General features: G+C 71.1%; 10 protein-coding genes. 5 read left to right on the top strand and 5 right to left on the bottom strand.

Annotation, left to right across the window (positions count from 1 at the left end; genetic code table 11):
* Window positions 1-172: 172 nt before the first annotated feature.
* Both EDF23_RS18875 and EDF23_RS18870 read right to left on the bottom strand, forming a co-directional pair.
* A complete protein-coding gene (locus EDF23_RS18875; protein ID WP_123294849.1) occupies window positions 173-949 on the bottom strand; it encodes an IclR family transcriptional regulator in 777 nt (258 codons plus the stop codon).
* Window positions 950-978: 29 nt separating this feature from the next.
* Window positions 979-3225, bottom strand: coding sequence for an FAD-dependent oxidoreductase (locus tag EDF23_RS18870; protein WP_131922777.1), 2247 nt, complete (start codon window positions 3223-3225; stop codon window positions 979-981).
* A gap of 109 nt (window positions 3226-3334) precedes the next feature.
* Here EDF23_RS18870 and EDF23_RS18865 point away from each other — a divergent pair, with 109 nt between their 5' ends.
* The 3 genes from EDF23_RS18865 to EDF23_RS18855 all read left to right on the top strand — a co-directional run bounded on the left by EDF23_RS18865 (window position 3335) and on the right by EDF23_RS18855 (window position 7086).
* On the top strand, window positions 3335-4687 hold the full coding sequence (locus EDF23_RS18865) for an MFS transporter (protein WP_123294851.1): 1353 nt from the start codon (window positions 3335-3337) through the stop codon (window positions 4685-4687).
* A gap of 88 nt (window positions 4688-4775) precedes the next feature.
* The gene (locus EDF23_RS18860) at window positions 4776-6269 is read left to right on the top strand and encodes an LCP family protein (RefSeq protein WP_123294852.1); all 1494 of its coding nucleotides are present in this window, start codon (window positions 4776-4778) and stop codon (window positions 6267-6269) included.
* Window positions 6270-6303: 34 nt separating this feature from the next.
* On the top strand, window positions 6304-7086 hold the full coding sequence (locus EDF23_RS18855) for an endonuclease/exonuclease/phosphatase family protein (RefSeq protein ID WP_131922776.1): 783 nt from the start codon (window positions 6304-6306) through the stop codon (window positions 7084-7086).
* A gap of 1 nt (window position 7087) precedes the next feature.
* On the opposite strand, the gene EDF23_RS18850 is transcribed toward EDF23_RS18855, so the two are convergent.
* Window positions 7088-7804, bottom strand: coding sequence for a hypothetical protein (locus EDF23_RS18850; RefSeq protein ID WP_123294854.1), 717 nt, complete (start codon window positions 7802-7804; stop codon window positions 7088-7090).
* A 291-nt stretch (window positions 7805-8095) separates the two neighbouring features.
* Here EDF23_RS18850 and EDF23_RS18845 point away from each other — a divergent pair, with 291 nt between their 5' ends.
* On the top strand, window positions 8096-8959 hold the full coding sequence (locus tag EDF23_RS18845; RefSeq protein ID WP_240347683.1) for an SDR family oxidoreductase: 864 nt from the start codon (window positions 8096-8098) through the stop codon (window positions 8957-8959).
* Between the two features lie 160 nt (window positions 8960-9119).
* On the opposite strand, the gene EDF23_RS18840 is transcribed toward EDF23_RS18845, so the two are convergent.
* Complete coding sequence (locus tag EDF23_RS18840; RefSeq protein ID WP_123937293.1) at window positions 9120-9437, bottom strand: hypothetical protein; 318 nt, start codon at window positions 9435-9437, stop codon at window positions 9120-9122.
* A gap of 179 nt (window positions 9438-9616) precedes the next feature.
* On the opposite strand from EDF23_RS18840, the gene EDF23_RS18835 reads away from it, so the two are divergent.
* Entirely contained in the window at window positions 9617-10300 is a 684-nt protein-coding gene (locus EDF23_RS18835) for a TetR/AcrR family transcriptional regulator (protein ID WP_131881101.1), read from the top strand.
* 64 nt (window positions 10301-10364) lie between these two features.
* On the opposite strand, the gene EDF23_RS18830 is transcribed toward EDF23_RS18835, so the two are convergent.
* A complete protein-coding gene (locus tag EDF23_RS18830; protein WP_123294858.1) occupies window positions 10365-11894 on the bottom strand; it encodes a threonine/serine exporter family protein in 1530 nt (509 codons plus the stop codon).
* Window positions 11895-12030: the final 136 nt, after the last annotated feature.

Below are 12030 nucleotides of genomic sequence, written 5' to 3'. Positions count from 1 at the left end.
CAGAACCGTCGCTTGTCCTCACGCGTGTGCCAACGACCCACACCAACACCTCACCACTCAAGGTGTTGCAACCACCCCTTGAACCCAAGGCGGCAGACTGTCGCTTTCGCGGGAATCCCGTCCCGGCGGGCGGCGCGCCGCGACCAGCGGGCGGCGGGCCGCGACCAGCGCGTCAGTGCGCGACGGCGCTGATCATCCCGAGGCCGACGCTGATGCGGTCGGCGACCTCGATGAGGTCCTCGGCGAGGGAGTCCAGGTCGCGGTCGCGCAGCTGCGTCAGGCGCCCCGAGATCGACAGCGCCGCTGCGATCCGTCCCGAGGCGTTGCGGATCGGTGCCGCGATGCAGAACCGGCCGAGCGCGAGCTCCTGGTTCTCCTCGCACCAGCCGCGCTTCGCCGAGGCGGCGAGATCGGCCGTCAGGGCGTCGTGCGTCGTGATCGTGTGGTCGGTGTACCGAGCCAGGTCGTCCCCGAGCAGCGAGCGTCGCTCGTCCGGCGACAGGTCGAGCATCAGCGCCTTGCCGAGTGCGGACGCGTGCATCGGCTGCCGCATCCCGATCATCGTGTGCGACTTCGGCGCGAGCGACCCCTCGAAGTGGCAGAGGTAGATGCACGACGCGGCGTCCTGCACACCGACGTTGGCGGTCAGGCCGACGCGGTGCGCGAGTTCCTGCGCCGCCGAGCGGCTCTCGCGGTGCACCGGGTTGTGGTTGAGCCCCTGGCTGGCGAGCTCGAGCACGGCCCGACCGACCGAGTACGCCTGGGTCTCCGGGTCGCGTCGGACGTACTCGAGCGACTCGAGCGTCGCCAGGAGCCGCCCGGTGGTCGAGGTCCCCAGCCCGATCGCCCGCGCGATGTCGGAGGCGCGCACCGCGCCGTCGGACGCGCCGAGCGCACCGAGGACCGCTGCGGCTCGCTCGATGCTCTGGTTCGGAGGGGTGGTCGCCATCCCCTCATTCTGGCCCGTCCCGGCGCGCGTCAGGAGACCTTCACGGCGCTCGCGGTGACGAACGGGGACCCGTTCGTCGCGGTCACGACGACCCGCAGGGCGGCCGTGCGCACCGGATCGACGTCGTGGACGCGATGGCGGTGTCGGTTCGCGTCGACCGCGGCGAGCGTCCGCCAGGTCCCGTCGACGCACGCCTCGATCCGGTAGTCGCGGGCGAGTGTGGGCACGGCGTCCCAGGGGGTGCGGTGGTGGTGCAGGTTGATGAGGTCGGCGTCGACGTCGTCGTTCCAGACGATGCGCACCTGGCGGACGTCGACGGGCTCCGCCCACTCGAGCGAGAGCACGGCTGCGCCGGCACCCGCGTCGGACGACCACATGTGCGGTCCGCCGAACGGGCGCTGGTGGCCGTCGCTGACCCGGGAGGCCCGCCACGCGTCCGTCTCGCCGGCTGCGGTGAACGCGAACGCGTGTCCGCGTAGGGCGCGCGCCTCCCAGTCCGTCACGGGCTGTCCGGACTCCTCGGGGATGTGGTCGTCGAACTGCTCGTCGTCGGCAGCGCGGGCGCGCAGGGCCATCACGCCGTAGGGGTGGCCGTCGGTCAGGACCAGTCGGACGCCGGGCTGCCGACGGACCACGACGACCGCGTTGCACGGTGCGTCCGGGTGGAAGTCCATGTCGACCACTGCTTCGCCCGGTCCGGCGGCGACGTGTGCGGAGTGCGTGCTGACGTGGTCGATCGGGGCGTAGTTCTGGGGCTTGCCGGTGGTCCAGAGCTCGATGGTGAGCTCGGTGTCGTCGTCCGCCTCGGTGCGGAGCCGGAACTCGCCGAGCGCGGGGTCGGCGGGCAGGAGGATCGCGACGTCGCGGTCCAGGTCGAAGCGGTCGGCGGTCGCGAACGGCGTCGTGTCGATCGTGGTCAGCTCGCTGCTCGCGGTGATGCGGGCGGTGCGGGCCAGGTCGGCGGGGTCGTCGGCGCGGACCCCGATGACCGGTGCGTCCTCGCGCAGCAGGGTCTGCTGCAGCAGGGCGATCTGCTCGGTGCCGAGGGACCGTGGCGTCGTGCCGTGCCGGGCGACCAGGTGCGCGGCGGTGCCGGCTGCCTGCCCCTGGGCCGCGCAGGTGGCCATCACCCGGGTGGACCCGAACGCGACGTGCGACGCGGAGATGTCGCGGCCGGCGAACAGCAGGTTCGACACGTTCGCCGAGTACAGCGACCGGAACGGGATGTCGTAGGTGCCGTCGGTGTACCGCTGCTGGGCGCCGGCGGTCTCGGCGTAGACGCCCTCGACGGGGTGCAGGTCGATCGACCAACCGCCGAACGCCACCGTGTCGGGGAACGAACGCTGCTCGAGCAGGTCCTGCTGCGTCAGGGTGTGGTCGCCGACGAACCGGCGGTACTCGCGCTTGCCGGGGATCGCGCCCACCCAGTCGAGCGTCAGGGTGTCCGCGTCGAACGCCCCCGAGTTCTTGATGTGGTCCCAGATGCCGTAGACGACGCCCCAGAGCTCGTCGCGGATGCGTTCGTTCTCGGCGACGGTGTCGAGTTCGCCGCCCCACTCGATCCACCAGTAGTTGCAGCCGTTGTCGCCGGTCCGGATCGCCCGGTTCGCCAGGATCGGCGTCGTGCCGAGGTCCTTCGCGATCGACGGCGGCACGAACCGGTCGTACCGGCCGGTGTCGTGCGTGGAGAAGAAGATCGAACTGCCGAGCAGTTCGTCGTCGGCCGTTTCCGGCGCCCACTCCTCTCCGTGCTCGTCGCGGCCCTCGCGCCCGATGCGGTACTCGGCGCCGGCGAGGGCCCCGACGAGGCCGTCGCCCGTGCAGTCGAGGAACACCGGTGCCGTGAACGTCGTCTCGATCTCGGACCCCATGGTCCACCCCGTGACGGCGGTGATGCGCGGTGCGCCGCTGGCGTCGTCCGTCGTCTGCACGGTCCGCACGTCGGTGTTGAGGTGCAGGTGCACGTTCGGCTCGGCCCGGACCAGGTCGAGCACGACCTGGTCCCAGTAGACCGCGTTGCCCTGCGGGTTCCGGTACTGGTTCTCGAGGAAGAGCTCGCCCATGATGCCGGTCTCGCGGGCGAACCGCTGCGTGCCGTGCGCCGTCGCGCCGACCACCCACACCCGGATCTCGCTCGAGGCGTTGCCGCCGAGGACCGGCCGGTTGGTGACGAGGGCGACGTTCGAGCCGAGGCGGGCGGCGGCGACGGCCGCGCTGACACCAGCGAGACCGCCGCCGACGACCACGACGTCGTGGTGCTGTTCACGGGATTGCATGGTCGGAACGGTATCACTCGGTGGCGTGTCTTTCCCACTGTGTGGCAATGTGTGCCCGGCGAGTGCTATCGTCAACGAATTCTCGACAACGAAGTGTGAGGCCCCACCCATGAGCGACGGAACCCGGACGCAACCCAGCGTCGATGCCGCCACCGCCCCCGACGTCCAGGTGGCCCTGGGCGACGACGCACGCCGCCAGGGCATGCGGAAGGTGATCGTCGCCGCCGGCGTCGGACACTTCGTCGAGTGGTTCGACTTCGGCCTCTACGGCACGTTGGCGACCGTCATCTCGCTGTACTTCTTCAAGCAGGGCGACCCGCAGGTCGCACTGCTGTCGGCCTTCGCCGTGTTCGGTGCCGGCTTCGTGATGCGTCCGCTCGGCGGGCTGTTCTGGGGGTCGCTCGGTGACCGGGTCGGCCGGAAGACCACGCTGGCCACGGTCATCCTGATCACGAGCGGCGCGACCGCCGTGATGGGCATCCTGCCGACGTACCAGAGCGTCGGGATGCTCGCACCGATCCTGCTCGTCGTGGTGCGGCTGGTGCAGGGCTTCGCCGCCGGTGGCGAGGGCGCCGGGGCGACGACGCTCCTGGCCGAGTACGCCCCGTCGAACCGGCGCGGCTTCGTGACGAGCTTCATCGACGTCTTCGGCTTCGCGGCGTTCATCGTCGGTGGTGGCCTGGTCTTCCTGTTCACGGCGATCGCCGGGGACGGAGCCCTCGAGTCGTGGGGGTGGCGTGTCCTGTTCCTCGTGGCGGTGCCGCTCGGTCTGGTCGGGTTGTACCTGCGCACGAAGCTCGAGGACACCCCGGAGTTCCGCGCGCTCAAGGCCAAGGGGGAACTCGCGAAGAACCCGCTCCGCCGCTCGCTCCGGACCGGATGGAAGGCCCTGCTCTTCTGCGTCGGGTTCGTCGTCCTCAAGGCCGTCGGCCACTGGATCTTGCAGACCTTCATGCCCTCGTACCTGCAGGCGGACCTCGGGTACTCGCCGCTCGTCTCGTACGGGGTCGTCGTCATCGGCTTCCTGGTGATCGCCGGCCTCGTCCCGTTCTTCGGCCTGCTGTCGGACAAGATCGGCCGGAAGCCCGTGATGCTCGCCGGGTGCGCGGGGTTCCTGGTGCTGACCTACCCGACGCTCATGCTCATGGACGCCGGCAACTTCTGGGCCGCCGCAGCCGCGATGGTCCTGCTCGGGCTGTTCATGGCGGCGTTCGACGGGGCGGTGAGCGCCGCGATGGCCGAACTGTTCCCGACCGCCATCCGCTACGGGTCGATGGGCATCGCCTACAACATCAGCGTGGCGCTCTTCGGCGGCATCACCCCGTACTTCGCCACGTGGCTGATCAGCGCGACGGGCAACACGTTCGCGCCGGCCTTCTACGTGATGGCCGCCGCCGCGATCACCGGCGTGACGGTGCTCCGGGCGCGCGAGACGAACAAGCAGGGACTCGTCGCCGAGTGAGTCGAGCGCGGGCCGGTCGCAGGGGCTGTGGAGTGACCTTCCAGGCGGATTCCATGTCCCCTGCGCGCGCTCCGGTTATGGTTTCCCGGTGAGCAACGAACCCGAGCAGACGACGGAGCCCGCGCGCCGCGGTGCCGTGACGCCGCGCCACGGGCGCCAGAAGCGACGAGCGGGTGTGGTGTTCCCGGCGATCGCGGGCGTGCTCACCATGGCCGTCGTGCTGAGCGGTGGCTACGCGGCGTACGCGTACAACCAGCTGTCCGGCGGGGTCACGATCGTCAACGCGATCACCGGCAAGAAGGACACGAAGGACGACGTCGACGGCAAGGCGCAGAACATCCTGCTCGTCGGTGACGACCACCGGCCGGACAACGCCACCCCCGAGCAGATGGCGGAACTCAGCACGACGTCGGACGGCGGTGCGACGAACACCGACACGATGATCGTCCTGCACATCAACGCCGACGGCACGCAGGCGACGATGATCTCGTTCCCCCGTGACTCGTACGTCGACATCCCGGACGTGGGCAAGGGCAAGCTCAACAGCGCCTTCTACTACGGCACGCTCAACGGTGGCGGCGACACCGGTGGTGCGAAGATGCTCATCAAGACCATCGAGAACCTGAGTGGCCTGCAGATCGACCACTACGTGCGCGTCTCGCTGCTCGGCTTCTACCAGGTGGTCAAGGAGCTCGGTCCGGTCGAGGTCTGCCTGAACCAGGCGACCAACGACCCGTACTCCGGCGTCGACCTGCCGGCCGGCAAGTCCTCGCTGAACGCGAAGGAGGCGCTGTCCTTCGTGCGGCAGCGCCACGGCTTGCCGAACGGCGACCTGGACCGCAACGTCCGCCAGCAGTACTTCCTGTCGCAGGAGGCCCGGAAGGTCACCTCCGCCGGCACGCTGCTGAACCCGGTCAAGATGGGCAACATCCTCAAGGCCGTCGGCGGATCGATCCAGACCGACACCAACCTGATCGACCTCGCCTCGCAGATGCGGAACCTGCGCCCCGCGAACATCCAGTCCGCCACGATCCCGACCCTCGGCACGCCGACGATCTACGTGAACGGTTCGGCGCTGTCCATCGTCGAGGTCGACACCGTCGGGCTGCCCGCCTTCGTGCAGGGCCTGGTCGGCGAACCGGAGGCCTACGCCAAGGCCGGTCGCGCCCAGCCGGCCAACACCTCGGTCACCGTGCTGAACGGCAGCGGCGTCGAGGGTGCCGCGACCGCAGCAGGGCAGGTCCTGACGAGCCGCGGGTTCCAGGTCGCACCGGCCGGTTCCTCGGACACCACCAAGGCCACGCAGGTGCAGTACCCCGCCGGCCAGGAGTCCCAGGCGAAGGCGATCGCGGCAGCCGTGCCCGGTGCCGTCCCGGTGCGCACCAGCGCGGTCACCGGCGTCACGCTCGTGCTCGGCACCGACGGCAAGACCGCGAAGGCCGCCAGCGAGCCGAGCGCGACCGCGTCGAAGCCCGCGAGCACCGGTTCCGGGTCGAAGCCGAGCAAGCAGGCGTCCAAGGAACCCGCGCCGAAGTCGACCGACGTGCACAACTACGGCACCGAGGGCACCTGCATCAACTGAGGCCGTGGCCGGACCGGGTCGCTAGGTTCGAGGGGTGAGCAGCGCAACGCGTCCGATCGTCCTGATGACCTACAACATCAAGAACCCGGATCCGGAGCACGACTGGCCGGCCCGGCTCCCCGTGCTCCTCGACGTCATCCGCCGGCACGACCCCGACCTGGTGTGCGTGCAGGAGGCCTTCGCGCACCAGCTCGACGACCTGCGCGCCGGGCTGCCGGACCACGCCGACGTCGGACAGGGGCGTGAGGGCGGCACCGCGGGGGAGCACCCGGCGGTGTTCTACCGACGCGACCGGTTCCGACCGACCGACGAGGGGTCGTTCTGGCTGTCGGACACCCCGGACGAACCGGTCTCGAACACGTGGGGCAGCCTGTTCCCGCGCATCGCGAACCACGCCGTGTTCCTGGACACCGACGGGCCGGCGGTCACGGTGCTCACCACGCACCTGGACCACGAACTCGGCGAGCACGGCGACGAGGTGCGCGGGAAGAGCGCGGCGCTCATCGTCGAACGGCTGGCGCGGGAGACCGGTCCGGTCATCGTCGCCGGGGACTGCAACGAGCCGGCCGGCGCCGGAACCGCGTCACGGGTCTTCGCCGACGCCGGGTTCGACGACACCTGGCTGCTCGCGGGCGACCCGGGGGACCGGACGGCGACGTTCAACGACTGGCAGCCGCCGGTGGACACCGGGGAGCGCATCGACTGGGTGCTGACCCGCGGGGTCGCCGGCGTCGACCGGGTCGTCATCGACCACGACGGGCCGGGGACGTGGTTCGCGAGCGATCACTTCCCGGTGGTCGCGACGATCCGCGTGTGAGTCAGCAGCTCCGCTGGGCGTGCACGGGCATCGGGGAGCCGAGCACCGTGACCGTGGTGTCGTCCGTCAGGGCCGAGACGCCGTTCGTGCCGGAGGAGTCCTGGTCGTCGGAGGAGCCCCAGCCTGCGCGCAGCAGCAACTGCCACGCGCGGAAGTCGTCCGAGCCGAAGGACACCCGTTCGGAGCGCGGGGCGTCCGCGATCTCGTCGGCGATGTCGTCGCCGACCTGGACGCCGCCGGGGCCGGTCAGCTCGATCCGTGCACCGAGCCGGCTGCGGACCTGGTCGCGCAGCACACGGACCTCGACGGCGTTGCCCGCCTGCGCATCGGTGGTCAGGGCCGCGACCCGGATGGCGCCGCCCCACGTGTAGGTGGTGCCGGCCGGGAAGCACGCGCCGCCGTCGCCCTCGGCGGTCTGGGTGCGCGACGGGGTGCCGAGCAGGCGGTCGAGCAGGCTCACGGTCAACCGGGAGTCGCGCATCGACGACTCGACGACGGTCTTCCCACCGTTGCGGAGCACCAGGGACTCGGCGTCGAGCTCGATGGAGTCGACCCGCCGCAGCTTCGCGTTCGACACGTGCACCGGAGCGGCGTCGTGCGACGTCTCCGCCGCCACGGCGGTGTCCGCACCGAGCCCGGTGGTGCCGTCGAGCGCCAGCGCACCGGCCGAGAAGGCGAGCACGGCAGCGCCGAGCGCCAGCAGGGTCCGAGGGGTCACCGTTCGACGGTACGACCCTGATCCGTCCAGAACGACAGGTGTTACCGAATCGGGTCCTGGCCGTCACCGGACCGTGACAAACGAGGAAGACGCAGTTGCGGCCCTGGACCGGTGCGGCCGGCGGACGCTGGCCGCACCGCGCGACGGGGGACAGCCTCCTGGACGGCCCGTGGTGCGCCCCTGCGTACCGTCGGCGACATGACGGACCAGCAGAACGACCAGGCAGGGCTCGACCAGGCAGCGCTCGATCAGGCAGGGCTCGACCAATACGCCATGCAGGACCCGACGAAGATGTACGCCGACAAGAAGCCGGACGAGCAGTACCTCGAGGGCGCCGGCACCGACGCCGAGATGGCGGAGAACGTCCCCGCCGACCACGGCGAGGACACCTACCGCGGCTCCGGACGGTTGACGGGCCGCAAGGCCCTCGTCACCGGTGGCGACTCCGGCATCGGCGCAGCGGTCGCCATCGCCTACGCACGCGAGGGCGCCGACGTCGCGATCTCGTACCTGCCCGAGGAGCAGGAGGACGCCGACCGCATCGTCGCGCTCATCGAGGCAGCCGGCCGCAAGGCCGTCGCGCTGCCCGGCGACATCACCTCGCTCGCGGTCTGCGAGCAGATCGTCGCCGACACCGTCGCGCAGCTCGGCGGGATCGACATCCTGGTGAACAACGCGGGCAAGCAGCAGAACGTCTCCTCGATCGAGGACATCTCGGACGAGGAGTTCGACGAGACGTTCAAGACGAACGCCTACGCGACCTTCCGGATCACGAAGGCCGCCGTGCCGCACCTGCAGCCGGGCTCCACGATCATCAACACGACGTCGATCCAGGCCTACGCGCCGTCGCCGCACCTGGTGCACTACGCGGCCACGAAGGCCACCGTGAACAACCTGGCGAAGGGCCTGGCCGCGCAGCTCGCGCCGAAGGGCATCCGCGTCAACGCCGTCGCACCGGGGCCGATCTGGACGCCGCTGCAGCCGGCCGGCGGGCAGCCGCCCGAGGCTCTGCCGTCCGCGGGCGAGCAGACCTACCTGGGCCGCTGGGGCCAGCCGGCCGAGCTGGCGCCGGCGTACGTGTTCCTGGCGAGCGGTGAGTCGTCGTACGTCGTGGGCGAGACGCTGCACGTCGACGGTGGGATGCCGACGCCGTAGGGCGCCGCTGCGGACGGGCCGACGTCCGTTGAACGACCGAAGGAACCAGGTTCCGGACACGGCACCGTGCGATGGCGCGGTGTGGTGTCCGGAACCTGGTTCCTTGCGCGCGTGCCGACCGTGCGGGCCGGGCGTGCGGGCCGACAGCGCGGGGCACGCCTCAGCAGGTGACGGCGCGCGCCATCCGTTCGAGGAGCTCCCGCGCCGACAGTGCTGCCGCGAGCTCGACCTCGACCGGGTTGATGCCGATCGCGTGCTCGAACGCGCGGCGGCGGGCCTGGTCGGCGATCGGCACCTCGGGGCGCTGGGGCAGCACGGCGATCGCCTGGGCCGCCGCCCCGAACGCGCCCGCGGGCCGCCCGAGCTGTTCCCACATCGCGCGGACGTCGTGCGCGACCTGCTCCGGGTCGCCGCCGAACTCGAAGCCGGCCGAGGCCATCGTCGCGAGTCCCTGTGCGGTGGGGTCGTTCGGGGTCATGCCCGGCATCGTCACACGGATCCGTGCGAACGCGCTGGGCGTGGTGCCGGTGTCCGTGTCCCCCCATGTGCTGACACCCGTACCGGGGATTCTGTTGTCCCCCGTTCTGCGTTTGGATGGACGTGCCCCGGACTCGGGGAGACCTCGGACAGGACGTCCGTGGAACGACGGAGGGCACGATGCTCGAGAACACCAGCGCCGACACGCAGGCCGCAGCGGCCGCGGCGGCCACCCTGCACCTCCGGATCACGATCGTGGGGGCCACCGTCGACCTGCTCCGTGACGTCCCCTTCCACGAAGCACGCGCCGTGCACGTGGCCGAGCGGATGGGCATCTCCGTCGAGGAGCTCCAGCAGCACTTCCCGTCCTGGGACGGCTTGGTGCTCGCAGCCGTCGACCGCTGGAACGGCGGTCGGATGGACGAGGTCACCCGCGAGGTCGGCGACGGTTCGACCGTCGAGCTCCTGCGCGCGATCGTCGCGTCGAACGCCGAGGACCCCGCGCTCATGCGCCTGCTCGTCGCCCTGCTGTCCGTCGCGGGCAACCCCGAGCACCCGATGGCGACCTACCTGCGGTCGCGCTACCAGCTCTTCTACGCCCAGGTGAAGCGCGGCCTCGAACACGACATCGCCGTCGGCCGCGCCCCGCACACCATGGAACCCCGTCGCGGCGCCGAACAGCTCATCGCGCTGTACGAGGGGCTGCAGCTGCAGGCCCTGCTCCGCACGGACCTCGACCTGGTGCCGGCGTTCGACCGTGCGGTGGCCCGACTCGAGCGCGGCTGGATGGAGCGTTACGAGCCGCAGGCCGCCCGCCGGCACGCGACGTGGAGCGACGGCGACGACGGCAGCTGGGACATCTGAGCCCGGACCGGCAGCGCCCGTCCGGAGCGTCGGACCGGCAGCGCCCGTCCGGAGCGCCGCACCGTCAGCGTCCGTCCGGTGCCGACCGTGACCCGCGCGGCACCGAGCCGTCGCCGGGGTCGTACCCGGTGTCGCGGATGACCCGGAGCGCGGTGGTGTCGTTGTGGACCGAGTGCACGACGACCCGACGGGTCCGCCGGAGCGCCCGGCGCGCACCAGGTGTCGCGAACAGGCCGCCGAGCACGAGCCCGGCGCCGATCCCGAGCGCCACGGAGACCGCAGCCACGAAGTCGAGGGCCGCACTCGACGAGCCCGACATGAAGTTCAGCAGTGCGTTCGACACGGCGACACCGGGCAGCAGCGCTCCGCAGAACGCCGGCACCGCGATCGCCGCGACCGCGGTCCGCATCCGCGCCGCTGCGTAGGTGGACAGCACACCGAGCAGGACCGCGGCCAGGAACGTCGCGCCGAGCAGCGGCAGGCCGAGCTGCCGCAGCCCCCACAGCGAGGCCCCCGCGGCCACCGAGAACACCACGGCGACGGGGATCACCCGCGCACTGGCCTGCTGCACGAAGCAGTTCGCCCCGGCCGACACCACCGTGAGCGAGAGTGACGCCCACAACGGCAACGCCTGCGTGACGATGCCCGACGGGTCGACCTCGAGGTGCAGCCACTTCGTCATCGCGATCCCCGCGGGCACCCCCACGACGATGGCGGCGATGACCAAGCCGATGTAGAACGCCCGGGCGACCGCCATTGCACGGAAGCCGGAGATCGCGTCCTGGGCCCACGTCACGAGTGAGACGTGCGGCAGGAGCAGCACCACCAGGGCCGCCACCATCGTGGCGGCACCCGCCGGGTGCAGGACGCCCACACCGATGGCCAGGGTGCCGATCACCGACGCGACCGCTCCCTGCGCCCCGGACACGAAGAACTGCGGGTAGCCACGACCGGTCAGCCAGCGCCCGGACAGGATGATCCCGAACATCAGCACGAAGGCGCCGATGCCCGCTCGCCACCCGCCACCGGCCTGCATCGCGATCGAGGTCCCCAGGATCGAGAGCCCGACGTCGGCGAGCCACGTGGGCCAGCGCGGCGGCATCCGCAGCACCGCCACGAGGGCGCTCACGCCCGAGGTCATGTCCCGTTCGTCGTGGATCAGGTCGTCCACGATCTGGTTCGCGCGCGCGAGTCGGTCGAGGTCGGAGCCGTCGGAACTCACTGTCCGGACCTTCACGAGCGGCGGGATGTCGGCCGGCGCGTACTGGATCGTCACCGAGCTGCCGGAGAAGTCGAGGTCGAGCGGGGCCAGGTTCCACTTCGTCGACACCGCGACGACGGCGGTCTCGACGCTGCGGGTGTCGGCGCCGGAGGCGAGCATCACCTCGGCCAGGTCGAGGCAGAAGTCGACGATCTGGGCGGCGGTGTACTGGTCGCGACCCTTGGCATCGGGTTCGACGTGTTCGTAGATCGTGCCGCGCAGTCGGGCACGTGCGTCGCGCAGGTCGTGCTGCGCCAGGCTGCGGCGTCGGGGGCGGGGTGGCCGGTGCGGGCGCCCCGGCTTGGGCTCGCCGGGGAAGTGCTGCTCGGCCATCCGACCATGGTGCCAGTCGCGATCTGGACGCGACCAGAGCGGACGGGAGGCCCGGTGCCAGTGGACTGGTCCCCGGTTCTTGGACTGATTAGTCGGTTCGAGATCCGGGGATGGTTCGTGTGGGTGGTACCGCGTC

The organism is Curtobacterium sp. PhB128, assembly GCF_004340725.1.
Classification (GTDB): Bacteria; Actinomycetota; Actinomycetes; order Actinomycetales; family Microbacteriaceae; genus Curtobacterium.
This window is presented reverse-complemented; position numbering and strand designations above follow the sequence as displayed.

Coding starts and splice junctions, on each gene's coding strand:
- EDF23_RS18845 (WP_240347683.1), top strand. CDS start 8,096: ATGTACGCCGACAAGAAGCCGGACGAGCAGTACCTCGAGGGCGCCGGC.
- EDF23_RS18865 (WP_123294851.1), top strand. CDS start 3,335: ATGAGCGACGGAACCCGGACGCAACCCAGCGTCGATGCCGCCACCGCC.
- EDF23_RS18875 (WP_123294849.1), bottom strand. CDS start 949: ATGGCGACCACCCCTCCGAACCAGAGCATCGAGCGAGCCGCAGCGGTC.
- EDF23_RS18870 (WP_131922777.1), bottom strand. CDS start 3,225: ATGCAATCCCGTGAACAGCACCACGACGTCGTGGTCGTCGGCGGCGGT.
- EDF23_RS18830 (WP_123294858.1), bottom strand. CDS start 11,894: ATGGCCGAGCAGCACTTCCCCGGCGAGCCCAAGCCGGGGCGCCCGCAC.
- EDF23_RS18835 (WP_131881101.1), top strand. CDS start 9,617: ATGCTCGAGAACACCAGCGCCGACACGCAGGCCGCAGCGGCCGCGGCG.
- EDF23_RS18840 (WP_123937293.1), bottom strand. CDS start 9,437: ATGACCCCGAACGACCCCACCGCACAGGGACTCGCGACGATGGCCTCG.